Here is a 25,687-nt window from a genome sequence, read left to right on the forward strand (position 1 = left end):
CCGATATGCCGCTGTTCATCACGAAGCCTCCTCATCGGGCGGCCGTTGTCATAGGATTTACCGCGATGGAGCCTGTGGCTGCCGTCAGCGCCTGGATATCGGGGGTGACCGCAGTGTGATCGGGATCGCCGTAGAGCACCCGCAGAAGGTCACCCGGCATGATCGGCGTCGTTTCACTGGCTCTCAGTTCCTGTGTCTGGCCATCGACCGATCGCAGGATGTGGTAGCCGATCACGCGCCTCTGTCTTTCTTCATTCGCGGCTGCGTTCTCGCCGTAGATCCCCATGATGCTTGTGCTGTCGGCGAGCCTCGCGGCCGTGTCCTCTTGTTCGCGCCGCGCCGCATTGAGCTCGATGAGCAATTGCGTCTGGCGGTCCTGGCGGGCGGCGTCGTAGCGGGCGACTTCCGCTATCCGGGTGCGCTCGGCCGTCGCCATTTCCGACATCAGCCGGCTGACCTGGCCTTCGAGTTCGGCGATTATGCCTTCCTGGACTGCCTGCTGGGAACCTTCGGCGCCGCCTTTGGCGATAAGATTGGTGATGCTCTGGAGCCGGCGTCTGCCGAGATCGATACGTTTGGAGACGGTATCGATCTGTTCCTGCAGTGCAACGGCGGTTCGCTCCGAGAGTTCATTGCCTTGATGTTGGGCTTTCTCCTGCATGTCCAGGGCTTCCATCCTGGCATTCAGAAGGGACTGTTCCTGTGCAAGGGCACGATCGGCAGCTAGAACCTCCGGGGTGCCGAGGGATCGCTCTCCCCGCAATTCAACCTCCAGACGGGTGATGCGAGCCTTGAGCTCCGTCAGTTGCTTTTGTGAATGTTCGACCTCGCGACGTACAACCACCGACCGGTCTTGGTCGGCGGCCAGCATCGCTGTTCGGTAAAGGCCACCAGCAACGCTGACGCCATGCAGAACGGTCATGTTGGCGCGATAGGGATATTCGCCCGGCGTTACGACCTCTCCGGTGACGTAGATCAGCGGCTGGTGTTGTGCGTTGGGCCGCAACATAATGGTCAGATTGGGTGCGTCATTGAAGTATTGCTTCAGCCGCTCCAACAATTGCCCTTCCAGTTCGGGAACCGAAAGGCCGACGCCTTTGACGTGGCCGGCAAGAGGAAAAGACAACCAGCCATCCGGAGCGATCACCACTTCCCGGGCGAGTTCGGGCTCCTGAGCGATCCAGACCTGCAGGACGTCGCCAGGCTGCAATCGATAGATTGTCTGGGCCTCGGCGTCGCCGAACGTCAAGCAAAACAAAAGTGTCGCAACACTCGCTGTCCCACGCATCCATCTACCCCCAATGGCTCGGTGATCCCACCCTGCCGGGATAGGACGAAATCATACTACGGTGACGGGAGAAGCCTGCATACAAGGCACAAAGAAGTACGCACGCGGGTCACGTACTAGCCCAAACGGATGAGGCGAGAGCTACCGCCTCCTTTCGGATGAAGAACTTCCCCCGAAGGGAACGCTTGTGAAACGGCAGGACAGCCACGACCATTCTTTTACGGACCTTTCCAGGGAACTTTTTCACGGCTGGGGTCTCGTCATGTCGGGAACGTCATCGACGTCTTCCGGCACCTCAGAAAATGGCATCTGATAGGGAAGAAATGGCTTACGCAAAGGTCAGGGATGAGCAGACCGCGGAGGCTTTATGCTATCGCCGGATAGGTTTCTTCATTCCCGAATTCCCTGGTCAGACCCACATCTTCCTCTGGCGTGAACACGGGGCCTTGGCCGAACTCGGTATAGAGGCTGAATTCGTTTCAACATCGCCTCCTCCGGCTGCCATCGCATCGCATGCCTGGGCGAATGAGGCGCGGGAAAAGACTGAATATCTTCTCCCGCTCGGGTTCAGGGATATGTTCGCCGCGGCGTCCGAAATTGTGAAAGCCGGACCGAAACGTATTGCCAGAAGTCTTGCGGCGGTCACTGCGGCGGAAGTCCAGTCTCCGTTGGGTAGGCTGCGGATGCTGGCCATCCTCCTCGTGGCAGGCAAGCTGGCGCGGCTCGCCCGGCGGGCGAAATGGACCCACATTCATGTCCACTCCTGCGCCGATGCGGCCAATGTCGCTGCACTTGCTTCGCTCTTGTCGGGGATCCCCTACAGCCTGACCCTGCACGGGCCTACTCTGGAAGGATATGGCGTCAACCAGCGGCAGAAGTGGAAAAGCGCAGCCTTTGCGACCGTTATCTCGAAAAGGCTATACGAGGACATCGAAATCAAGCTGAACGGAGCGAAGCCGGCTCGGATCGCGATCGCCCCCATGGGGGTCGACCTCGAACAGATTCGCCGGAACCGGCCATATATTCCGTGGAAACGTGGAGAGCCATGCCGTCTCTTTTCTTGCGGCAGGCTCAACCCCGTCAAGGGTCATGATCTTCTCCTTCAGACGGTGGAGATGCTGCGTGACCGCGGTTTCGATGTCCACCTGCAGATCGCGGGTGAAGATGAGCTTGGCGGTGATGGATACCGCAAGGCGCTGGAAACGCTGATATGGCGGAAGAAGCTCACCGGCTGCGTGGAATTGTTGGGAGCGGTGCCGGAAACCCGCGTGCGCCAGGGTCTGGAGGAAGCGCATATCTTTGTTCTGGCAAGCCTCAACGAGGGCATCTCCGTCGCCATCATGGAGGCGATGGCGATGGAAATGCCGGTGATCGTAACCGATGTCGGCGGCAACAATGAGCTGATCGACGATGGGCAGGACGCAATATTGGTGCAACCGCAGCGGCCCGAAGAAATGACGGCTGCTATCGAAAGGGTACTGCTGGACGAGGACCTTTCGCGACGCCTCAGGGAAGCATCCCGTGCCAAGATCGCAACCAAGTTTCACCATCGCATCAGCGCCCAGGCGATCTCTTCACTTCTCGATCATCCTGGGCCGACCGTTTCCTGATACGCCTAAATGAGTATGTCCGATCGCCCAAAGGCTACGGCGAAACCATTGGTTTCCATGCGATTATCTTCTTCAGGCGCGGAGTTGGGAGGGAGGATTGACCCGCCATCCGCTGAATAAAAACTGCAAGGATGGTTGGATTGATAGCTCTTCTGCCGATCGTGAATTCCCTGAGAAAAGCGGCGGGCATGCCCTTTCCAGACATAGAGGCGGTATCTCCCGATCGCTGGACGATTGCGCCAGCCACCAAACGGTTCATTCGCCCGGCAACATTTCTCCCGCATCATCTCGACCGGATCAGGGGGACACAGTTCGGTTCCATCGCCGAGGTGCTGAAGGGCTTTCGGGGCAATTACGAAACGACACAGGAGGCAACGATCGGATACCGACTGAAGAATGTCGATCTGATCGACGGCGTGATCTATGCCCAAAAGTCCTCCAAGAGCTTGAAGCCACGTAGCCGCAGACTTCCGTTCTACACAGCTCCCAAGGAGGCGGCCAAGGGCGCACTTTTCGAGAGCTGGGTCGGCAATCGCTGGTTTGGCAATTGGTTGCTGGACGACTGCCTGACCTATCCGCTGGCGGATGAATACGGCACGCCTGTAACCACCCGGCCAATTACCAGGGGCCACGAGCCGCAGTATGCGCGGAAGCTCAATCTGAAGCCGATCTACGTCGGCGACGTCCATTTCGACGAACTGATACTCTTCAGAGACAAGGGACAGAACGAAGGAAAAAGAAGGCGGGGCATCCAGATCCGCGAAAAGCTTCTGGCGTCTGCGCCGCCGTTTTCCCACCACCCGGGCGTTTTCATCCTGCGAGGCGGCAAGGGCGACCACCGGATACTGTCGAACGAGATGGAAATAGCTCAAGGCTTCGCCTCGAAATATGGCTTCCAGATCATCGATCCGACGGCCTCGTCCGTTGACGATCTCATCCAAGCCTGTGCCGGAGCGCGAGTGGTCGCCGGTGTGGAAGGCAGCCAGCTCGTCCATGGACTCACCGTCATGCCCAAGGATGCGGCGCTGTTCGTGATCCAGCCGGCGGACAGGGTCGTTTCGGTTCTCAAGGTCATCACCGATCGTCAGGGCCAAAGCTTCGCCTTTGTCGTTGGCGAGGGGACCTGCGAGAGTTTCAGTGTCGGATGGGACGATATAGACCGTACCCTGGATATGGTGCTCAGATGATTTCACGGCTCCGTTTCTTATATCCTCAATCCAATGTTGCTGATGTTTCCAGCGATTCCGCACATATGCGGCCGGCGCCGGTCTCTTTCCGGGAGCAGGTGAGAAAGGACTTCTACCGGCATGGCGGCAGAATTCTGAATGCCGGTTTCGCTACGCTGCTGGTCTATCGGTTTGGCCGATGGGCGAATGCTCGCAACAACTGGCTGGCCCGGCGGGTGGCTCAGAAGATCTACGGTGCGATCAGCATGGTCGTCTCGACCGTGACCCGTGTCTGGCTTCCGGCCCAAGTCTCCCTGGGAGACGGGTTCCATATCATTCATGCCGAGGGTTCGATTTCCATTCACCCTGACGTCGTCATCGGGAAGCGATGCGGCATCATGCACAATGTGACGATCGGTACGAACATGATCGCCGGAGTGCCGAAGATCGGCGATGATGTCTTCATCGGCGTGAATTCCAGCATTCTCGGCAATATCCGCATCGGCGACAGAGTGCGCATTGGGGCCAATACCGCTGTGACCACGGACATACCCTCAGACTCGATCGCCGTTGGCTCACCAGCCAAGATTTACCCTCGACTTGGCCCGTTCGTACGGGGATCGGACACGGGCGATGCAGAAACCTGACCAAGCGATCCTGTTGGAGGAATTGCCATGAACGCGTTGACCACCAACTTCTATCAGCTCCTGGCGGACAACCTCGATGCTCGGCCGGGCAAGCCGGCGATCATCGACGGGCATCGGGCTGCGAGCTACGCGGCAATTGCCGCCGAGGTGGACCAGCTGGCGGGTTACCTTCAAAGCCGCAATATCCGGCCAGGTGATCGGGTGATCGTGCATCTCCGCAAAAGTATCGCCGAGGTTACGGCCATGTTCGCGATCGCGAAGGTCGGAGCCGTCATCGTCAATGTGAATACCCAGTGGACCGTCGAGCAACTCGAATATGTCGCCGCCGATTGCGGCGCGCGCCTGATGATCGTCGAGGCAAGGGTGGCCGAAGCGCTGGCCTCACGTCGGCTTCCCGAAACGGTAGAAAGCGTTCTTGTCAAAGGTAAACTGCCGGCGGAATCCGTATTTGACATATGGGATCACCTTTCAGAAAGCCTTTCGGGTGATGAGGTGCCGCGTCTCGACACGGAACTTGCGATGATCATCTACACATCCGGTTCCACCGGCATGCCCAAGGGCGTGATGCTAACGCACCGCAACATCATAACCGGCGCTCGGTCCGTGGCACGTTATTTGAATCTGAGGGAAGACGATCGTCTGCTCAGCGTTCTGCCCTACAGTTTCGACTATGGCCTAAACCAGCTTACGACCATGATGATCATGGGCGGCACAGTGGTACATCAGGCGGTACCAATGGCCACAGAAATCGTCTTGACGATGCAGAGACACCGGGTAACAGGCGTGGCTGCGGTGCCGCCGCTGTGGAGCCAGATCGTACGTCTGCTGGCGGAAACACCGACCGAGTTTCCGGCATTGCGCCGGATCACGAATTCCGGCGGGAAAATTTCACTCAACATCCTGCAGCAAATCCCGCGGCTATTTCCCGATGTGGATGTCTACCTGATGTACGGGCTGACCGAGGCTTTCCGGTCCACCTATCTTTCTCCGGAAAAATTCCAACGGAAGATGGGTGCCATCGGTCAAGCTATCCCTGGTGCCGAGGTTTATGTCATCAAGCACGGTGAGGGTATTGCCCACCCCGGCGAGCAGGGCGAACTCGTCCATCGTGGGCCGCTCGTGAGCCTTGGTTATTGGGGCAAGCCGGAGGTGACGGAGCAGAAAATAAGGCCGTGCCCGGAGCTGTGGCATTTGATCGGGGACGAGCCCGTTGTCTATAGCGGGGACATTGTCAGAGTCGACGCCGATGGCGATCTCTGGTTCATCGGCCGCAATGATGCGATGATCAAGACGAACGGCTTTCGCGTCAGTCCCGACGAGATTGAGGACCTGGTCTGCCGCAGCGGTGCGATCGCAGAGGCGGTCGCCTTCGGTGTGGAGAACGACGATCTCGGTCAGGCCGTACATGTGGCGATTCTTCCGATCGGCAACTTCGATGAGGACGCTCTGCTTCTCTACTGCCGGCGGGCCATGCCCTCCTACATGGTTCCGCGCCAGTTCCATATCTGGCCGGAGAGCATGCCGCGGACATCCAGCGGAAAAATCGCCCGGCCCGAAGTCATAAGGCTTTGTCGCGAATGGATGCATTGTGGCGGCGTTCCGGCCACAGGCGCCACCAAAGCCAAGATCAACGTGAACCAGACAGAGGAGAATGTTCAATGAGCCTTACCTATGGAGCGCTGATCGGATACTTGCGGGATTCGCTGAGCATCGATGGCGCCGACCGGGAAAGCGAGTTGTTTTCCTCCGGCCTGCTCGATTCCGTCTCGATGGTGAACCTTCTGGCATTCATCGAGCAATCAACCGGAATTTCCATCCGTGCAGAAGATGTGACGCTTGAGAACTTCGATACGCCAGGTCGCATTCTGCGCTTTGCCGAAGCCAGTGTCTGATGAACTATTCTTCGCCGCTTGATTTCTGGCTACAAAGTGCGGCCGAGGCGTTCGGCACGCCTTCCTATGTCTATATCGCATCAGCTATCGAACATCGGGCGGCCGCGCTGCGGGCTGCGTTTGGCGACCGTTTTGCGCTGAGTTTTGCAGCAAAAAGCAACCCTAATCCGGCCATGCTTGATTTCATGAGGCGCCACGTCGAGTTCCTTGATGTCTCCTCGATCGGCGAATTCAGGACAGCGCTTGCCGCGGGATGGCTCCCGGAGCGGATCAGCTTTACCGGCCCGGGGAAACGCGGTTTTGAGATCAGGGAAGCTATCGAAGGCGGCGTGGGCGAACTGATCCTGGAATCGGTCCGTGAAGCCGTTCTGGCGGACGAGGAGGCACGGAAGCTCGGCCTCGTGCAGCGTGTTCTTATCCGCGTCGCACCGCCGTCAGTCCCCAAGGGATTCGGCGACCAGATGGCTGGCCGGCCCTCGGCTTTCGGTATCGATTGGGAAGTCGCAGCCGAAGAGATTCCAAGGATCGCGAGCCTCGTCAATCTGCGGATCGTCGGGCTTCATATCTATTCGGGCACGCAATGCCTGAAGGCCGAAGCGATCTGCGAAAATTATCGAAACTTTCTCCAGATATTCGGCGAGATCTACGAGGCTGGCCTCCCGCCCCCGGAGAAACTCGTTTTCGGATCCGGACTTGGTATTCCGTATCATGACGGGGATCTGCCGCTTGATCTCGATGCCGTCGCTGCCGGCATATCCATCGATCTCGAGGCATTCACCTCGCAGCCACGATTTACCGATACGCGCCTGGTGCTCGAGCTCGGACGCTACCTCGTCGGCGAAGCCGGATATTTCCTGACGCGTGTCATCGCCATCAAGGAGTCCCGTGGCGTAAGGATGGGCATCTGCGACGGCGGGATGAACAACCACTTGCCGGCCTCCGGCCATTTCGGAATGGTTATGCACCGCAACTACGCAATGCATAAGGTGGGAGGTTACGGGGAGCCGGAAAAAGTCAATCTTGTCGGCCCCCTCTGCACCTCCATAGATCGACTGGCGATCGGTGCGGCGCTACCTCGGATAGAGGAGGGTGATCTGATCGCCATCCACAACAGCGGTGCCTACGGACTGACGGCCAGTCCCATTCATTTCATCAGCCATGCGCCGCCAAGCGAGGTTATGGTGGAGGCCGACGGTCTGCGCGACATAACCTATATCCGGGCCTTACCGCTGGCGGCCCACTGAGCGCTCTGACATCCGTCAATAGGCCTTGCCGATATCCCAGATCTGGATCGACGTCCGGACAACGATCTTCATGTCCAGCCAAAACGACCAGTTGTTGATATACCAGAGATCATGGAAGATGCGCTCTTCCATCTTTTCGATATTCGGGGTCTCACCGCGGCAGTTGTTGATCTGAGCCCATCCCGTCAGCCCCGGTTTGACATGCCGCCTGTAGGCGTACTTGGCGATCAGTGAGTCATAGAGTGCGTCATGGGCCAGCGCATGCGGGCGCGGACCGACGATCGACATTTCACCTCGAAGGACATTCCAGAATTGCGGCAGTTCATCAATGCTCGATGCTCGAATGACCGCTCCAATTCGGGTTACCCGCGGATCATTTCTGGTCGCTTGGCGAATGTCGCCGGTGTCTTCCATTACCGTCATGCTGCGGAACTTGAGAATGCGGAAAGGCCGGCCGCCATATCCTTTGCGGACCTGTTTGAAGAGGATGGGTCCCTTGGAATCCAGCTTGATGGCGATTGCCACCGCCACCAGAAGCGGAAGCAGTGAAACGATGGCGAAGAGCGAGAAGGCGATATCGAAGGCCCTCTTCGTGCCGCGTTCGTAGAGGCTGAGCGGCGGGCGTTGTGTCTGGAAGGCAGTCATGCTGCCGAGCTTGCGGGCCGGAGCGTTGGTGAGCCGGCCGACGACACCGTCGAAGATCACGTTGACGGGCAATACCGAGCGGCGGAGCTCGCTGAGATAAAGCTCCAGGTTGGCGACATTTGGATCGCGCCAGACGATGAAAACCTCATCAAGATGGTCCGCTTCGCTCTGCCACAGGCGCTCCAAGGCGCTAGCCGAGAGCAGGCTGTCGCCGGACAGATGTAGAGTCTGAACGAGGCTCATGCCGCTTGCCATGGCCTCATGCCGCCAATGCTCGACAGCGAAATCCTCGTGGCAGACCAGGAGGACGCGCCTCATCCTAAAATAGGCTGCAGCGGTCGCTGACGGCAGATACCAGTGCCAAAAGCAGCGCATGGAGATCAGACCGGCCAGTGAGATGACCGCTGTAATGAGCATTGCGCCGCGAGAGTAGTTCTCACCAATTTTCAGGAAGAAGATCACGGTCAGCAGGAATGCAAATGTGCTCGGAACCAGGATGCAGATGAGCCGGATCTGCGGCCTGAGGAGCTGTATGCTTTCGGGGCTGTAGGCTTGGGTACTGTGCATCGCCAGCAGGAAGATCGTCGACATGACGAGCCCGAGCCCGATGAAAAGCGACGGATCGGGTGCTGAACCGAAAGCCACATATTGATAACCCGTGAAACCGATAGCGCAGGAGCCGAGGAGATAAAGGAAATCCGCCGCTGCAGCGACATAGGCTATGCTACGATATTCGAGACCGCTCCGTTGACGTGGCTGATCAATCGGCGTGTCGTATCTGCCTACACTTGGTTCCGTTTGCGTGAACATCGTTTAGGGCCCCCACCAGCAGAAAGTATAGCCGAGGAAAGAGGCGGGGCAACGTATCCTGGATACCTCCTAAGAATGATGTCCCTATTATCTACTTTTTGTACAAGGGAAACTGTATATAGTTATATTGAAGTGAGAGATCATTCGCTTGCGCAACCGCGCGCACGAATTGTGCAATTTATATGTGTATCATTTATATTGTGGAATATCTTTAGGTATACTTTGTCTACCTCGGGTATTCGATAGCAGCACTGACCCTTGCCGCCGACGGGGATCGCGCGGCTGACCGGTCTTCCGCCACAGCTCTGATGGTATTGGGGGCGTAATGGAGTTCGAGTGGGACGTTGCCATTGTCGGCGCAGGGATGGGTGGCGCGGCAGCAGGCTATGCATTGGCATCGGCAGGACATCGAGTGCTGCTTATCGAGAAAGGCCTTGCGGAGTTTTCGCAAGACGATGACGACGATCCGGACACGTCCGATGAGGCGAGACGTCTGCGGCACGGACGATGGCCGCATCAGATAACGGGTTCGGTCAATGCTCGCTCAGTCCGCTTTTTTCCCGCACTAGGATGTGGTCTCGGCGGTTCGACGCTTCTCTATTCCGCAGCATTGGAACGCTTTTCGCCCGTCGACTTCCAGATTGCCGACGATCTCGACCGGCCGGTGTGGCCCATGGACTATAGAAGTCTCGAACCGTACTACCAGATGGCGGAGCATCTTCTACAGGTGCGAGGCACTCAGGATCCGCTGCAACCGACGTCGCATATCGTCGAACCTCCAGTGATGACCAGATGCGATCAGCATTTCTTCGATTCGGCGCAGTCGAATGGCATGCATCCCTATCGGGTCCACACCGCATGTCGTTATATTGAAGACTGCAGCAATTGCGGCGGTTCCGTTTGCCATAAGTCCTGCAAGTTCGATGCGCGCCGTGCCTTCATCGAGCCGGCCGTCGCGACAGGTAATGTCACCATCCTGGATCAGTGCAGTGTTGAAAAGGTGGAAGCCCACGAGGATGCGGTCACGGCCTTGTCCTGCCGGAAAAATGGTGAAGTTTTCACGATCGCGGCAAAGTTTTACGTCTTGGCGGCCGGAGCGCTGTCGACGCCTTTGCTTCTTCTCAATTCCACCAGTGAATTTTGGCCAAACGGTGTTGCCAACACATCCGACCTCGTGGGACGAAATCTGATGTTCCACGTTTCGGATTTTTTTGCCGTCTGGCCGCGGGGCCTGACGCGCGTTTCAGCGCCTGGAAAGTCGATCGCCCTACGCGATTTCTATGAGCACGATGGCACGAAATTTGGTGTGATCCAATCAACGGGCCTGACCGCGACCGCAAATAACATTCTCCATTTCATGAAGTCGGCGATCGATCGCAACGGCTGGATCTGGCTCAAGCCACTCAAGCCTTTCCTTCGCATTCCTGCAATGATCGGAGCGTTGATATCCGGCAAGGCGACGATATTCGCGTCGATAATGGAGGATTTCCCCTATCCGGAAAACCGGGTGAAACCCGACCCTCACGAACCGAACGGTATGTTTTTCGAGTACACTATTCACGAGGAGCTTCGGCAGCGGATCCAGGCATTCCGCCGTCATTACCGGCGGGCATTCAAGCGGCACCGGCTGATGGTTCTCGGCCCGGAGGTCAACCTGAACTACGGCCACGCTTGTGGAACCTGCCGTTTCGGCGCGGAACCCTCGAATGGGGTCGTCGACGCCAACAATCGCACGCACGATCTTTCCAATCTCTATGTCGTCGACGCGTCTTTCTTCCCGACAAGCGGTGGAGCCAATCCGAGCCTGACGATAGCCGCAAACGCGTTACGGGTGGGGGCGCATATTGCGGATGAGCTTTTGAAGGTGAATGCGAAGAAGTCGGAAGACGACAAGAGCTCCGTCGCAGCTTGCTGATGCTGCTTCCACACTCCGTTGTCACACACTCGTCGGCCGGTCCCGATTGGTTCTAACCCATTGGGCATTCACGGGTGCAAGGATATGCTGAGGATAGAGCTTCAGCTTTCCTGCCACATATCCGGGAATCTGGATCACGGTGCGCAACGGCAGCGCGGTTCGTCCGTGAAACCACCAGATCACAATTAACGTCATGCTGAATATCAGAACATTTACGATGCAGATCAAAAGCGGAAAATCGAGCGCACCTGATGCCGCCAGGCCAGCGCTTGCCATCAGCGCCAGGAAAAGAAGTACCGCCTGCAAGGTCAGCGGGGGTACCAGAGCGTCAATCACCAAGGCAAGATAATCTCTCTTCCTGAAGGTGCCGGCGGATGTCAATGCCGACAGTAGCGACCGGGTCAGCGCAAAACGCCCGGCATCCCAGCGCGACGCCTGGGTGCGCAGGCCATCCCTGGAATAGGGGAAGGTGCTCTTGACGACGGCCGCATCGCAGAAGAGCGGGGCATGGCCCGCCCGGGCCAAGTCCAGGCCGAGTTTCATGTCTTCCACCAGATTGCCGTTCGCAAGCTGCGCGTTCTGCAATACGGCCCAAGGGAATGCCATACCTGACCCGGTCAGCTGCGCTGGAAGGCCGAGCTTTGAAAGTCCAAGGAGCCTGATGCGGTTCTTGAGCAGAAAAGCGAATTCGGAGACTGCAAGATTTATGCGCGCATTGCGCGGCGCGATCATCAGGTAGCTGGACTGCGACGGCCTGTTCGTCGCAGCGGTCATGTAGGCCAGTTCATCGAGTGCTCCGGGCTCCAGCCAGCAGTCGGCATCAACGACAACCACAACGTCCGGAGGCGCGTTGGCAAGGTGCCGGATGCCGGCATCGAGCGCATATCCCTTCCCGCGATTGACTGCGTCGAAACGTTCAACGACCTCGGCGTCGGCGTCGCGCGCAAGGGAAGCGGTCAGGTCGCTGCAATTGTCGGCAACCACAATCAATCGGTCCCCTTGGTACATCTGGCTCTGGATATTCCGCACGGCGTCGAGAATTTGCAGCTCTTCGTTATGAGCGGGGACGATAATCGCAACCGTCGGCCTCAGAATCTCCCGATGCTGCAATTTCCGGCGCGACCGAAAGCTGCCGGCGACACACTCGACCGCAAGCACGGCGGTCGGGATCAAAAGGGCGATAGACAACAGGATCGCTGCAGAATTCAACAGGTAATGCGACATGGCTTATCCCCGACTGCGGTATCTCGAGATCATCTTAATCGAAAGGCGCGGCGGGCGAGTTCGTCCGAACTACGACGTTTGAACGAAGGCGGGCTCATCCTTTTTAGACTGACGGAAAAGGCTTCCGTCGTTCCTACCCCCATTTGATGCGGATCGGGCCAATTGAGCTCCGACAGCCAGAGAGAATAGAATTTACTCAATTAAAGCAGGTATTTAGCTCAAACGGGCTAGCCCCCGGTGAGCTGACGGCTTGCGCTGAATAAGCTTCAGGAGATGTAGGCCATGGCAGTTATTGAAGCACCGCCATACGAAGTGCAGCGTCCCGGGCGGGGCGGCAGGCGCAATTTCCTGGGGACGCCGTTCGATCTTCTGACGCCTTCAATGGTGCTGGACCTCGTAGCCAACAATCACTCCGGAATGGGGTTCCGCTACGTGGTGACCCCCAACGTCGATCATGTGGTTCGGCTTCAGGGAAATTCGCAAATCAGGGGCTATTATCAACAGGCGTGGCTTTCCGTTTGTGACAGCCGCCCGATCGCCGGGCTTGCACGGTTACTTTTCCTGAGATTGCCTGTCGTTACCGGATCCGATCTCACCGCGAGCATCTTCAACTCCGTCATTCGAGATGGCGATCTGATAACGCTGATAGCCTCCGATGAAACGGTCGTGCGCGATATCCGTCTCCGGTATCCCAAAGTGAGGTTCCGTGCTCACCTGCCACCGCAGGGCCTGTGGAACAACGAGGAGGCTCTGCGAGCGTGCGTCGATTTTGCCGCTCGCGCCGAAGCACGGTTTGTCTTTATCGCGATCGGCTCCCCTCAAGCGGAGAAGATAGCCTATGAACTGTCGCGTCATCCAGAAGCGCGGGGCATCGGGTTCTGTGTGGGTGCTTCGCTGGAGTTCCTCGTTGGGACAAAAAGGCGGGCGCCGCTATGGATGCAGCACGTCGGTCTCGAATGGCTCCACAGGCTTGCCACTGATCCAAAGAGGTTGTGGCGGAGATATGTCCACGCGGTTTTGCCGCTGGCATCTCTTTTCTACAACGAAGTGACTGGACGAGGGCAGCGGCTTGGTCCGTATTAACCCGTGCCTAACGGACAATCATGCCCGTGACGACATGTCCGTCACGAAACCGGATGCTTCCGTTCAGGCGATCGTAGAGCCGGAAAGGCGGTACATCGACGTGGAAATATGCCGCAAAGGCCTCTTCCGCAAGGCTTAGCTCGATGTGCACCGTCTCGAACCCGAACATCCTTCTCGTAAGCTGGTACTGGCATTTATAGGTGCACTCTTTTGCGCTGAAGATTGCCTTCAGAAGTCTGCCGCGCCTGCCCGACGGTTGCTGATCAAGCCAGTCGCGCTCGCGTGGCGTGCATATCTCTTCTGCAAAAAACGCATCGAGCGGTGTTTCCTCCTCCACGTCTAGACCGACGGCCTTGATGCCATCTGAATGCCGCGCAACGGCGGCCGCGCATCGCGTAGACGAGTGGCTGATACTTCCGGTGATGCCACGCGGCCAGATCGGCGCCCGATCCGGTCCTATGGGTATCGCCATTTCGGGCAGTCCCAATTGCTTCATGGCCTGGCGGGCGCAGGATCGGCCAGCGGTAAACTCCCGTATCCGGCGTTTGTATGCGCCGACCATTGCTACCCGCTCTTCCGGATAAAGCGTCGCGATGTCTTCGCTCAGGGTCGACTCCGCTACCGAAACGGAAGCATCAAATATGCCCTCGAGCAGCATTGCTAGACCTTCGTGTCCGCACCGACCAAGGCAAGGCGTCGGTCGATCAGGCTTCTGCGCAGTGCGGCGCGTTCCGAAACCTTGCTCAGCTCCGATTCCGCTTTTCCCTTGCCGGAGATGTGCTCGGCTAGCAGGGCAACCGTCGGGAAGCGGAAGAGGTCGGTAATGGTCAGCTGTGGCGCGAACTTTGCCTTCATCTCTCGATGCACTTGCACGGCGAGAAGCGAATGCCCTCCCAGGGCGAAGAAGTTGTCGAATATGCCGACCTTCTCCAAGCCGAGCGCCCGGCCGAATACTTCGCTGATCTCCCGCTGCAGGTTGTTGGATGGCTCAATGAATGTCACCGCGGGCGAGGAAACCTTTTCCGTGGGAAGAGGCAGCTTGTTGCGGTCCACTTTGGCATTTGGCGTCAGCGGGAACGTCTCCATCGTCACGAAGTGCGAGGGAATCATCACATCCGGCAGGGCTTCTGCTACATGAGCCCGCAGGTCGTGCTCGCAGACGTGTGTTCCGTCGGTTCTGACGTAAGCGACAAGGCGCACGTCGCCCGGACTGTCCTTGCGCGCCACGACAACTGCCTCCCGGATGCCGGCGAATGTCGCGATCCGAGCTTCGATCTCTCCGAGTTCTATCCGGTGGCCACGAATCTTGACCTGATGATCCGTTCGCCCGAGGAAGTGGAGGATCCCATTTCTGTCGAAACGGGCAAGGTCGCCGGTCCGGTAGATCCGGCCTTCCGCAAAGGGATTTTGGAGGAAGCGCTCGTTGGTCAGCTGTTCGCGGTTGAGGTACCCTCTCGCAACGCCGTCGCCGCCGATATAGAGTTCGCCGATATCGCCGGGCGGGACTGGCCTCAATACGCTATCGAGGACATAGAGTTGTGTGTTGGCAATCGGACGGCCGATCGGAACGACGCCCATCGAAGGCCCGGCGGTATACGTCGACGACCATATGGTGGTCTCTGTCGGACCGTACATGTTTTCAATGGTTGCATCCGTGACCGTTCGCAGGGCTGCGAGAAGCGAACCCTGCAACGCTTCCCCACCCAAAAAGACGTGCCGGACGTCGCTCAGCGCTGCCCGGTCCTCATCGACCATCATGAACATGCGGGCCATAGACGGTGTGCACTGCAGATGTGTAACCTTGTGCTTCCGGATGGCCTCGGCGAAGCTCTCGATCGGATCATCGCTCACAGGATTTTTGCTTGCTTTCACCACTTCAGCCAACAGCGGAAGCCGTTCCAGCACGATTTCGTCGGGCAGGCCGAAGTCGATGAGGCAGGCAATCTCGTCAACGCCGATTGCGTTGACTTCCACCAATCGTTCCATCGCGTCCTCGACGGTTCCGAAGAGACCGCTGTCTTCAAAATAACGCAGAAAGGCAAATTCCAGGATGGCGTCCATCTCGTCCGGGGCCAGCGACTGGAGGTCGATATCCATCGGCTGGGCGACGCCCTGCGGCTTCTTGAAGGCCGGGAATGCCCACGCATATTGCTTGATCAGAGCGGCAGCGCTGCGCAGATAGTCTTTCATCGGGCCGCGAGCCAATTCCCGGACCTCTTCCCGCTCGTTTCCGAGAAGCGTGTGGAGCATCAGCGTCACCTTGTGGTCGCTTGGGTTGCGGCCAACCTCGACAAGCGTCTCCCTGTATATCTGTATCTTGTCGGCCAGTTCCTCGATCGACTGCCCAAGGAGGTGTGTCAAAACGTTGGCTCCCAGCCTCGCAGCCTCCCGATAGGTTTCGGGGTTGCCCGCTGTCGTCAGCCAGACGGGGAGCTCCTTTTGCACGGGCCGAGGCTGGGTGACCACGGCCACCGTGCCGCCGCCGAAATCAAAATCCACCTTGTCGCCCCGCCACAATTTGCGGACGGTTTCGATGTCGCGGACCAGGCTCGCCTTGTTCTTCGGAGGCGCGTTTTCTGGCCGCAGGACGAAATCTTCCGGCATCCAGCCCGAGGCGAAGGCAAGAGCGACGCGGCCATTGCTGAGATTGTCGATGATGGCCCATTCCTCGGTAACCCGCACCGGATGATGAAGCGGCAGGACGCAGCTGCCGGCGCGGATCGAGAGATTTTTCGTGACAGCGGCCACTGCCGCGCCGGTCACGGCAGGGTTCGGATAGGGCCCGCCGAATGCGTGGAAATGCCGTTCCGGGGTCCAAACGGAATCAAAACCGTTGGCATCGGCGAATTTTGCCCCCTCGAGGAGCAGCCGGTACTTTTCAGGCCCGGCACCGCCGTCATTCCCCCAGTAGAACAAGCCAAAATCGAGGTTGGTGGTTCTTCCAGGAACGGTTCTGCCACCTCCAGCTTTGGCCTCGATCACTTCGGACGAGTGGATGACGACCTTGAAGCCGCGGGCAAGTGTCCAGAAAAGCTCAAGGACGGAGATGTCGAAGGAAAGACTGGTGACAGCGAGCCAGACATTCCGCCGATCAGTCTCACGCGGAACCCGCTCGTCCATGCCGACGAAGAAGTTCACGACGTTTCGATGTTCGATCATCACGCCTTTCGGCAGGCCAGTCGAACCTGAGGTATAGATGACATAGGCAAGATTGTTCGAGGCGACCCCGCTCGTCGGACGTTCGACAGATGCATTGCTTCTGAGAATATCGTCGACGCAAAGGAAGTTGGCCTCGGCGAGAATTGGCGACTTGGCCAGGCTCCGCTCGGTCAGGACGAGTTTCGCACCACTGTCCTCGATCATGAATGCCAGCCGATCCGCGGGGAAATGCGGATCAAGAGGAATATAGGCGCCACCCGCCTTCATGATGGCTAGAGCGCCGACAACGAGATCCACCGATCGCGGCAGATAAAGACCGACGCTGACATCCGGTCCCACACCCTGTGCAATAAGTGCTTGGGCGATCCGGTTCGCTCGCTCGTCCATTTCACGGTAAGTCAGCGTGCGGCCGCGAAACGCGATGGCTTCCGCGCCCGGCGTGCGCTCAACCTGACGTTCGATGAGTTCGTGGACGCAGGCTGTCGTTTCGTATTCCCGCTGCGTCGCGTTCCAATCGTAAAGGATGATGTTTGCGTCGGCATCCGACATCAAAGGCAGATCCTGCAGCACGGCACCGGTTTTGAACGCAGCGGCCAGGACGTACAGTGCCTTTACCAGATCCTCCACTTGCCGGTCGTCGATGCGCGTCCGGTCGTAGTGGAGGTCGGTGCCGTTATCCCCCAACCGGAAGGTCAGGGCACTTCCCGTTATCGCTTGGGCCTGACTTAGATCGGCCGTGTCCATGATGCCGACCGTCAGGTCCGGCGTCGCAATGCCTGGATAACGATCGGGAAGATCACTGGGGTAACCCTTGCGCTTACCGATCTCCGTCAATTTCCGATCAAGCTCGCTCGCCAGATCATCTGTTGTCTGGTGGCCTGCGGCATCGATGTGCAACGGCACCGACGGCGCAAAGTAGCCGGGATAGCGTTTCGAGAGATTTACGAGACCGTCGTTCGTATAAGCGACGTCGAATGCCGTCTGCCCTGAAAAGCGGGCCAGGAAGGTCAGGAGAAGTGCCGTCCGTTCAGGTCTGGCAAGCCCGGCCGGAAGAGAGAGGGATTTCGGGCGGATATCAGGCGCCTGCTCCGGCGCCTTGACCTGCGGCAGGGAGAGGTCGATGCAGGTTTCGAGCGTTCGCCGAAAGAAGACTTCGTGTCGCGAGAGCTCTGCCGCCGTTTCCGACAGCGCGATCATTTCCCGTTCGCCGAGAATCGGCAGCCGGTCGCCGGGGCGCAAAACCGAGGACAGCGCAACCTTGCCGGCGGCGTCCTTCCGGAATGCTTCCAGCAGGACGGGCGCGTCCGCAGTTCCTATCGTTACGCCGTGGGCGCCAACCGACATGACGAGGCCGGGCTCACCGTTCATTTCTCCCTCGAGCACGCGGAAATGTGCGACGGTGAAGACTTGGTCGCCGAGACGAACCTTAGGCGTGGCGAGTGGATTCAGATATCCGCTTCCGAAATCCAAACCGCGGACAAGGCGGGAAAGCGCCTTTGCGGGCAGGGAGAAATCAAGAGTTGCCGCGGCAGCCGGACGCTTTAGGCGCTCGTAATAAACGCGGGTGCCGAAATCCTGCCGGCGTGGGGTCAAGGCATTTCGCTCGATATCATCGAGCATCGTAGAAAAGGTTGCGATACCAGCCTCGAAACACTTGGTGTTCACTGTAAGTGCGGTGTCGTCGTTAGAGATATCGAAGCCCTGCTGGGCGTAGATATCGCCCTCGTCGATCCCTTCATTGATCGCATGCCAAGTCACGCCGTGATGGTCGTGACCTTCCAGAATTGCCCATGCGGGCGTGTTGAGCCCCGCCATCTGCGGTAGGAGGCCATCATGGAAATTAGCGGCCCCGCGGCGGGCGCGTTGCCAAACCGGCTGTGGAATGATGGTCAAGTTGGCGATGCTGAAAAGCCAGTCGTACGAGATGTCGGCAAGGCTGGAGGCATAGTCGCTATGGAGGCTGACAACGGGGATCTGCGCCACGCCGGCCCATCGTCTGACCGGCTCGCTCGACGTGACGATCGTCTGAATCTCGTGCCCGCGCGCCCTGAGGATCTCAGCGCATTGGACGAGCAGCGACCCGTCACCAACAAGAACACTCGTCAACTCGCCCATGAAGCTCATCCCCGCTCTGTTGCGTCGAAGGAACTCCGATAGAACCGGCGGGCGGTACAAATTTCAACATGCGCCAGGCCAGCCATCCGGATGATCGCGACTAAGCTTGAATCGCCGGCGGCATCAGCATCTCCGCCTTTTGAATGATGCCGGCTCCCAAAGGCGTAATTGCGATTGCGTTGGCGCTGGCAGCACACTGAACATGGCGAGTGGACGCTCGCGGACATTTTTGAAGGGAAGTGGAACACAGCCCAAGGGTCATTACAGATGACTTCCTCGGGCCGAGTTCATCCGGGGTGGGGCGTTGCCGATGCTTGAAGGGGCCAACCAGATTTCCGCTGGCGATATAGCAATTGTCGGCATGGCTTTGAGAGTACCCGGCGCCCGAAATGTGGATGAGTTCTGGAGGAACCTGCGAGATGGAGTGGAATCCATCCGCACGTTTTCACCGGAGGAACTGGCGGCGGCCGGAGAAGATCCCGGGCGCATTCATCATCCGAACTATGTCCCCCGCGGCGCAGAGCTTCCCGACATGGAAATGTTCGATGCGGAATTCTTCGGGCTCAATCCGAAGGAAGCGGCTATCATGGACCCTCAGCACCGCCAGTTTCTGGAATGTGCCTGGGAGGCCATGGAGGATGCCGGCCGGACCCCTACCCCGAATGCCCACTCCGGTCCGGTCGGCATTTTTGCCGGTTGCGGCATGGGTAGCTATTTCTTCTTCAATGTCTGTAGCAATCGCAATCTTGTCGATCAGGTCGGCATGTTCCTGCTGCGCCATACCGGCAACGACAAGGATTTTCTCGCCACACGGGCATCCTTCACCTTTGATCTGCGCGGTCCGAGTGTGAACGTGCAGACAGCTTGCTCGACCTCGCTCGTCGCTACACACTACGCCTGCCAGAGCCTCATCTCCGGTGAATGTGACATGGCGCTCGCCGGCGGCGTCACGATCGAGTTTCCGCATCGCCGCGGGTACCTCTTCCAGGAGGGAGAAATTCTCTCGCCGGATGGACACTGCCGCGCGTTCGATCACCGTGCAGCCGGAACCGTATTCGGGAGTGGCGTCGGCGTCGTGGTTCTCCGTCGACTTTCCGATGCGTTGCGCGACGGCGATGTCATCCACGGTGTTATCAAGGGAACTGCGGTCAACAATGACGGCAACAGCAAGGCAGGCTATCTGGCGCCCAGCGTCAGCGGACAGGCGGAGGCTGTGCTGGAAGCCCAGGGGCTGGCCGGCGTTGCGGCAGAGACGATCCAATATGTGGAATGCCACGGTACCGGCACTTTCTTGGGAGATCCGATCGAGATCGAGGCGTTGACCGCGGCATTCCGCCAGAGCACCGACAAAACAGGCTTCTGCCATGTCGGGTCGGTCAAATCGAATATTGGTCACCTGGACACCGCCGCCGGCGTCGTCGGCCTCATCAAGGCGGTCCTGGCGATTGAACATGGCGAGATCCCGCCGACGCTTGGCTTCGAGCGTCCAAACCCATCGATCGAGTTCGATAAAAGCCCGTTTCGGGTCAACAGCAAGCTGTTGAAGTGGCCTCAGATATCCGGGCCGCGCCGCGCCGCCGTGAATTCTCTCGGGGTCGGCGGCACAAATGCGCATGCCGTTCTGGAGCAGGCTCCCGCGCGCTACATTCCGACAGATGAGAAGGTAGGCTCGCAGGCCGATGGCGCTGATCCGCTGCTGCTGTTTCTTTCCGCCCGCCAGCGCAAGACGCTTGATGCGATGACGGAGCGGCTTGCTTCCGCACTATCGAGCAAGCGAGATATTTCGCTGGACGACGTCAGTTACACCCTGCGCCACGGCCGCAGACATTTCGATCATCGCATGGTGCTCGCGGTCCGCAATCGGGAGGATGCCATTGCGGCGCTTTCGAATGCCACGAGCCGCGGCTTTGCTCATCAGCATGTACCGGCCCAATCCGGCACTGTGTTCCTTTTCCCCGGTGGCGGCGTTCAATACGTGGGCATGGCCAAGCGGCTTTATGAAGAAGATCGCAAATTTCGCTCGACCGTCGATGAAGGTCTTTCCTATCTGCCAGCCGATGTGGCGGCTCAGATCCGGGAAACCTGGCTGGTGGAGGGGAGTCCTGCTGCAGCGGAAGCCTTCCTTCGTCCCTCGCTCCAGCTCCCGGCGATCCTGATTGCCGAGATAGGCCTGGCTCGTTTGTGGATGGAGTGGGGTGTCAAGCCAAATGCTCTGATCGGTCATTCCATGGGCGAGAATGCTGCGGCATGCGTGGCGGGCGTGATCTCCTTCCAGGATGCGGTGCACCTCGTGCATCTGCGCGGCAAGCTGTTCGAGACAATTCGGCCGAGTGGGATGCTGAGCGTGCCGATCGATCGGGAAAGGCTTGCGGAACTGCTGCCGCCATCGCTCGATGTGGCCTCGATCAACGCTCCCTCGCTCTGCGTTGTCTCCGGCCTCAATGAGGATCTCGAGAGGTTTCGGGAGACCCTGGCCGGACAGGGCATCGATGCGACGCGTGTTCCCATCAACATCGCCGCGCATTCCCGTCTGGTCGATCCCATTCTCAAGCCTTTCGAGGCATTCCTACGTAGTATTACTCTTCGCGCTCCGACAATCCCGATCCTATCGAATCGTACGGGCTTGCCGCTGAGCGCCGAAGAGGCGACCGACCCGATGTATTGGGTCGGTCACCTTCGTTCGACCGTCCATTTTGCTGACGGAATGGCGACGCTTTCCGCCGATCCGGGGCTGATCTATGTCGAGGTCGGCCCTGGGCGCGTCCTGTCGTCGCTGACAAAGGCGCAGGGCTCGGTCCCGGCGAACCAGGTCATCAACAGCCTGCCGCATCCGGACGAGAATACAGACGACAGACTTCACTTTCTTTCAGCCGTCGGCAGGGCCTGGGCCGTGGGGGTCGACGTCGACATGGATCGCATGTGGGAGGGACGTTCCCCGCGCCGCGTCCGGTTGCCAACCTATCCGTTCCAGCATCGGCGTTTCTTCATCGACCGCGCGGTCGCCGCCAATAGCCAGCAGGCCTCCGAGCTTATTCTCTCGAAGGAACCGGATATCGAGCGGTGGGGGTATCGTCCAGCCTGGAAACGAACGCTTGCCGATTACGAGCCTGGCAACGAGAAGGATTGCCAGTCATGGCTTTTCTTCCTCGATGAAGGAGGGATAGGTCTTCGCCTGGTGGAGCAGCTCCGTTCGAAAGGCCACGGTGTCGTCACCGTGTCGCTGGGCGATGCCTTCGTTCGACATGATGCAGAAAGCTACATGCTTTGCCCGGAATTCGGCCGGTCGGGATATGACGCGCTAATCGCCGGGCTTACAGCCGACAAGAGCCTTCCAACCCGTATCGTTCACATGTGGCTTCTCACGCAGCAGGAGACTTTCCGGCCCGGTTCGAACTTCTTCCACCGCAATCAGGAATGCGGTTTCGATAGCCTGCTGCACCTCGCCCAAGCTTTGGGTGATGCGGGCGGGACCGCGGCGGTTCACTTCACGCTCGTGACCAACGGAATGCATCAGGTGGCCGATGAAGTGTTGCCTTATCCTGAGAAGGCCACGATCCTCGGCCCGGGCCTCGTCATGCCCACGGAGATGACCGACGTTACCGTCAAGGTGATCGATGTCGACCTGCGGCAAGAGGGCCGGGATGCCGAAGCCGGCTTCTTCTCCCGAAAAGGAAAAGGTTCCGGGAAGGAGACACGGGAAGAAGCCTCGCTCGTTGAGCAGCTTTGGGAAGACCTTCACGCCAAGCCCGGGTCTGAGGTGGTTGCCTACCGCAACGGGCGTCGCTGGACCCAAATCCATCAACGGATGCCATTAAGAGACATAGCGGCAGAGGGAACAATGCTCCGCCGGCATGGTGTCTATTTTGTCTCCGGCGGCTTGAGCGAGGTCGCTCTTGCGCTCGCCGGGGAGCTTGCGAGCCAGTTCCAAGCGCGGCTCGCCCTGGTGGGGCGGATAGCTTTGCCGCAGCGTGAAGACTGGGATTTCTACGAACGCACCCACGGTCATGACAATATCCGAAGGGCGATCTCGGCGATCCGGACAATGGAGGAAAAAGGCGCAGAGGTGCTTTATCTCCAAGGCGACGTCGCAAACCCGGAGCAGATGGCGCATGCGGTCGAAATGTCGCTTGCTCGTTTTGGCGAAATCAACGGCGTGTTTCATGCAGCCGGCGTGGTGGATGACGGCCTTATCCAGACGAAAACACGGGATTATGTCGACAGAGTGCTGACGCCAAAAGTACTTGGCACGACGGTACTCGATGCAGCCTTCGAAAATGTGAAACTCGACTTCTTCCTGATGTTCTCATCCACCAGCACGGACGTCGTGCGAGCCGGTCAAGTCGACTACGTAGCGGCAAATGCCTATCTCAATGCGTTTGCGCAAAGCCGGTCGCGCCGGACCGACCGGGCCACGATCGCGCTTCATTGGGGTGTCTGGAACGAGGTCGGGCTTGCGGCCCGCGCCTTGGGTCTGGCAGTCGATCAAGACCGTGTGCGGCCTGTTGCAGGGTTGGCGTCCGGTCCGTTTTTCCAACGCTGGACGGAGGACGAGGCCGGAACGCCGTGGCTCGAGGCAACGATCGGCCCGCAGACCGAATGGATGCTGAACGAACACCGGCTGGTTTCAGGTCAAGCCGTCATGCCCGGAACAGGCTATCTCGAACTGATTGCGCAGGCGGCGCGAGAATACGGATTGCCATTGCAGGCCGATATAGATGACCTCGTCTTTCTGAAGCCTCTGGTGTTTGCCGACGGAGACATCAAAACCCTGCGGGTTCGGCTTGAACCGCTCGGGGAGCGCTTTCGCGCGATCGTCGTCGCTGGGCCGGCAGAAGGCGGTGATACTGCCGTTTTCGTCAAGCATGCCGAAGCTATGTTCACGCCCAGAGAAGGACAAGAATCTCGCGTCGTCGATGTTCCGGCCTTGGTCCTTTCATTTGGGGAAAGGCGCGTGGCGGTTGGCAACGAGACGTTGCGGGCAGTGCAGGAGAACCACATCCGGTTTGGTCCCCGTTGGGCAGTCCTTCAATCGGTGGCAATCCAAAAGCGCGAAGCCCTTGCCGAATTGCGTTTGGATCCCTGCTTTGCGGAAGACCTGGCGAAAGGCACGGTCCTGCATCCCGCGCTGCTGGATATCGCAACCGGCTTTGCTCTGGAACTCGCCGAGGGTTATGGCTCCGCAGCAAGCCTCTGGGCGCCGGCCGCCTATGGGCGAGTAGTGCTCTACAGGTCGCTTCCGGCTCAGATCATCAGCCATGTGCGCCTCTCCGACAGCAGCGATCTCGGCGACGGTTACGCCGCTTTCGATGTGATGATCACGGATCGTCAGGGCGATCTCGTCTTCGAAGCCGAGCGGTTCGTCATGCGCCGGCTGGAGAGCGATGTTGCACTTGGATTATCTAACGCAGAGGTGCCGGCGGCTCCTCACAAGAAGCATGCAACGCCGTCCCCAGCTCTGTTGAAGCTCGGCACACAGGTGAGAAACGGCATCCTCCCGGCAGAGGGTTTCACAGCGCTTCTGCGTGCGCTGGGGACCTCAGAACCGCAGCCAATCATCAGTTCGATCGATCTTGAATTGTTGCAGAACTGGGTTGCTGCGACCGCCGAGCCGGCAGCGCCAACGGGCGACAATTTCGAAAGACCTGACCTCGACAGCGAATTCGTGGCGCCGCGTGATCCGATCGAGGAGACTCTCGCCGGGTATTGGCGTGAGCTCCTCGGCATCGCCAAGATCGGCATTCATGACAGTTTCTTCGATGTAGGAGGGCATTCGCTGATCGCAGTTCGGCTCTTTCGGATGATCAAGAAAGAGTATGGGTTGGACTTGCCGATCTCGATGTTGTTCGAGGCGCCTACCATTGCCCAATGTGCCGCGCGCATTGCTGCCGAGCGACCGGAAGGAAGTGAAACGGTACGGACCGAAACGAACGCGACAGAACTCCCGACGGCTAAGCCGCTCCATCTGGTCTTGATGAATCCCGGCCGCAATGCTGAAGCAGCGCCCTTGTTCATCTGCGCAGGTATGTTCGGCAACATCTTGAACCTTCGCCATCTGGCGATGTGCATGGGAGCGGACCGGCCTGTCTACGGCCTCCAGGCGCGCGGGCTTTACGGGGATAATGAGCCGCACCTCACCTTCGAGGAGATGGCGGCCGACTATATCGCCGAGATCCAAACCGTGCAGCCGCATGGGCCGTACCTGCTCGCCGGATATTCGGGCGGCGGCATAGCCGCCTATGAAATCGCCCGTCAGTTGGTGGAGGCGGGAGAACAGGTTGCGCATGTGGTCATGCTGGACACGCCTCAGCCGAGGCAGTCGGAACTGGCTTTCCGCGACCGGCTGATGATGAAGCTGCAGGATATCCGACGTCACAAGATGAATTATCTCGTGAAATATCTTGGCGACCGTCGCCGCTCCCGAGCGGAAAGTCTTGCCAAGCACGAGGCGGAACGTCAGGTCGGCGCGACGGAGCATTTCAACAACGAAAAGATCGAGGTGGCGTTCAGACGGGCGGCCTTCCAGTATCAGGTCAAACCGTATGCGGGTGCGGTCACGCTTTTCCGTCCCAAGCCAGCTGTCTTCTATCGCCTCAGCGGAGGACGTTGCCTTAGGGAGAACCGTGCCATTCTGCTGTCGGACAACGGCTGGAGCGAGCATGTCGGCGCCCTGAGGGTTTCGGAGGTGCCGGGCGATCACGACAGCATGGTCCTGGATCCCTATGTCCGCGTACTCGCGGAGCGCATGCGTGCAGTCGTGGCCGACGCCGCGGCAAGCTCTGGGGCAACACCGGATGCCTCACGTGCCCGCGACGGAGAACGGGCCGAACCGCGACAGGTCATCGAACTTGCATAGTGCTCCTATTTTGCATCCACAGGTGCCTGGAGCGAG

14 protein-coding genes are annotated in these 25,687 nt (G+C 58.9%); 9 read left to right on the forward strand and 5 right to left on the reverse strand.

Annotated features, from left to right (window positions below; genetic code table 11):
* Window positions 1-31: 31 nt before the first annotated feature.
* Window positions 32-1,288, reverse strand: coding sequence for a polysaccharide biosynthesis/export family protein (locus tag C5L13_RS16620; RefSeq protein ID WP_105384410.1), 1,257 nt, complete (start codon window positions 1,286-1,288; stop codon window positions 32-34).
* 323 nt (window positions 1,289-1,611) lie between these two features.
* Here C5L13_RS16620 and epsE point away from each other — a divergent pair, with 323 nt between their 5' ends.
* From epsE to C5L13_RS16650, 6 genes are all read left to right on the forward strand, one after another.
* Window positions 1,612-2,898, forward strand: a complete 1,287-nt coding sequence (epsE, locus tag C5L13_RS16625) for an exopolysaccharide biosynthesis GT4 family glycosyltransferase EpsE (protein ID WP_105384411.1) — start codon at window positions 1,612-1,614, stop codon at window positions 2,896-2,898.
* A 188-nt stretch (window positions 2,899-3,086) separates the two neighbouring features.
* A complete protein-coding gene (locus C5L13_RS16630; protein ID WP_105384562.1) occupies window positions 3,087-4,085 on the forward strand; it encodes a glycosyltransferase family 61 protein in 999 nt (332 codons plus the stop codon).
* 98 nt (window positions 4,086-4,183) lie between these two features.
* On the forward strand, window positions 4,184-4,711 hold the full coding sequence (locus tag C5L13_RS16635; protein WP_245571308.1) for a serine O-acetyltransferase: 528 nt from the start codon (window positions 4,184-4,186) through the stop codon (window positions 4,709-4,711).
* 27 nt (window positions 4,712-4,738) lie between these two features.
* Window positions 4,739-6,373 carry an AMP-binding protein gene (locus C5L13_RS16640; RefSeq protein ID WP_105384413.1) on the forward strand — a complete coding sequence of 545 codons (1,635 nt, stop codon included), beginning with the start codon at window positions 4,739-4,741 and terminating at the stop codon, window positions 6,371-6,373.
* Entirely contained in the window at window positions 6,370-6,603 is a 234-nt protein-coding gene (locus C5L13_RS16645; protein ID WP_105384414.1) for an acyl carrier protein, read from the forward strand. Before C5L13_RS16640 ends, C5L13_RS16645 begins: the two co-directional genes overlap by 4 nt.
* Complete coding sequence (locus C5L13_RS16650; protein WP_105384415.1) at window positions 6,603-7,847, forward strand: type III PLP-dependent enzyme domain-containing protein; 1,245 nt, start codon at window positions 6,603-6,605, stop codon at window positions 7,845-7,847. Before C5L13_RS16645 ends, C5L13_RS16650 begins: the two co-directional genes overlap by 1 nt.
* A gap of 15 nt (window positions 7,848-7,862) precedes the next feature.
* Here the strand turns inward: C5L13_RS16650 and C5L13_RS16655 are convergent, their stop codons facing one another.
* Complete coding sequence (locus C5L13_RS16655) at window positions 7,863-9,302, reverse strand: exopolysaccharide biosynthesis polyprenyl glycosylphosphotransferase (protein WP_105384416.1); 1,440 nt, start codon at window positions 9,300-9,302, stop codon at window positions 7,863-7,865.
* Between the two features lie 325 nt (window positions 9,303-9,627).
* On the opposite strand from C5L13_RS16655, the gene C5L13_RS16660 reads away from it, so the two are divergent.
* Window positions 9,628-11,217, forward strand: a complete 1,590-nt coding sequence (locus C5L13_RS16660) for a GMC oxidoreductase (protein ID WP_105384417.1) — start codon at window positions 9,628-9,630, stop codon at window positions 11,215-11,217.
* Window positions 11,218-11,238: 21 nt separating this feature from the next.
* Here C5L13_RS16660 and C5L13_RS16665 read toward each other — a convergent pair whose 3' ends face one another.
* Window positions 11,239-12,441 (reverse strand): glycosyltransferase family 2 protein, encoded by a 1,203-nt coding sequence (locus C5L13_RS16665; protein ID WP_105384418.1) that lies wholly within the window; start codon window positions 12,439-12,441, stop codon window positions 11,239-11,241.
* A gap of 282 nt (window positions 12,442-12,723) precedes the next feature.
* Between C5L13_RS16665 and C5L13_RS16670 the strand changes: the two genes are divergently transcribed.
* Window positions 12,724-13,524: a WecB/TagA/CpsF family glycosyltransferase gene (locus C5L13_RS16670; protein ID WP_105384419.1), complete on the forward strand. Its 801-nt coding sequence runs from the start codon at window positions 12,724-12,726 to the stop codon at window positions 13,522-13,524.
* Between the two features lie 7 nt (window positions 13,525-13,531).
* On the opposite strand, the gene C5L13_RS16675 is transcribed toward C5L13_RS16670, so the two are convergent.
* Complete coding sequence (locus C5L13_RS16675; RefSeq protein ID WP_105384420.1) at window positions 13,532-14,182, reverse strand: 4'-phosphopantetheinyl transferase family protein; 651 nt, start codon at window positions 14,180-14,182, stop codon at window positions 13,532-13,534.
* 2 nt (window positions 14,183-14,184) lie between these two features.
* Window positions 14,185-18,798 (reverse strand): MupA/Atu3671 family FMN-dependent luciferase-like monooxygenase, encoded by a 4,614-nt coding sequence (locus C5L13_RS16680; RefSeq protein ID WP_105384421.1) that lies wholly within the window; start codon window positions 18,796-18,798, stop codon window positions 14,185-14,187.
* A 310-nt stretch (window positions 18,799-19,108) separates the two neighbouring features.
* Between C5L13_RS16680 and C5L13_RS16685 the strand changes: the two genes are divergently transcribed.
* Entirely contained in the window at window positions 19,109-25,651 is a 6,543-nt protein-coding gene (locus tag C5L13_RS16685) for a type I polyketide synthase (protein WP_105384422.1), read from the forward strand.
* Window positions 25,652-25,687 lie beyond the last annotated feature (36 nt).

The organism is Neorhizobium alkalisoli (assembly GCF_002968635.1).
Taxonomy (GTDB): domain Bacteria; phylum Pseudomonadota; class Alphaproteobacteria; order Rhizobiales; family Rhizobiaceae; genus Neorhizobium; species Neorhizobium alkalisoli.

Excerpts from the sequence above, each read along its gene's own strand:
- C5L13_RS16620 (WP_105384410.1), bottom strand. The coding sequence starts at position 1,288 with ATGCGTGGGACAGCGAGTGTTGCGACACTTTTGTTTTGCTTGACGTTC.
- epsE (WP_105384411.1), top strand. The coding sequence starts at position 1,612 with ATGGCTTACGCAAAGGTCAGGGATGAGCAGACCGCGGAGGCTTTATGC.
- C5L13_RS16630 (WP_105384562.1), top strand. The coding sequence starts at position 3,087 with ATGCCCTTTCCAGACATAGAGGCGGTATCTCCCGATCGCTGGACGATT.
- C5L13_RS16640 (WP_105384413.1), top strand. The coding sequence starts at position 4,739 with ATGAACGCGTTGACCACCAACTTCTATCAGCTCCTGGCGGACAACCTC.
- C5L13_RS16645 (WP_105384414.1), top strand. The coding sequence starts at position 6,370 with ATGAGCCTTACCTATGGAGCGCTGATCGGATACTTGCGGGATTCGCTG.
- C5L13_RS16650 (WP_105384415.1), top strand. The coding sequence starts at position 6,603 with ATGAACTATTCTTCGCCGCTTGATTTCTGGCTACAAAGTGCGGCCGAG.
- C5L13_RS16655 (WP_105384416.1), bottom strand. The coding sequence starts at position 9,302 with ATGTTCACGCAAACGGAACCAAGTGTAGGCAGATACGACACGCCGATT.
- C5L13_RS16660 (WP_105384417.1), top strand. The coding sequence starts at position 9,628 with ATGGAGTTCGAGTGGGACGTTGCCATTGTCGGCGCAGGGATGGGTGGC.
- C5L13_RS16665 (WP_105384418.1), bottom strand. The coding sequence starts at position 12,441 with ATGTCGCATTACCTGTTGAATTCTGCAGCGATCCTGTTGTCTATCGCC.
- C5L13_RS16670 (WP_105384419.1), top strand. The coding sequence starts at position 12,724 with ATGGCAGTTATTGAAGCACCGCCATACGAAGTGCAGCGTCCCGGGCGG.
- C5L13_RS16675 (WP_105384420.1), bottom strand. The coding sequence starts at position 14,182 with ATGCTGCTCGAGGGCATATTTGATGCTTCCGTTTCGGTAGCGGAGTCG.
- C5L13_RS16680 (WP_105384421.1), bottom strand. The coding sequence starts at position 18,798 with ATGGGCGAGTTGACGAGTGTTCTTGTTGGTGACGGGTCGCTGCTCGTC.
- C5L13_RS16685 (WP_105384422.1), top strand. The coding sequence starts at position 19,109 with ATGCTTGAAGGGGCCAACCAGATTTCCGCTGGCGATATAGCAATTGTC.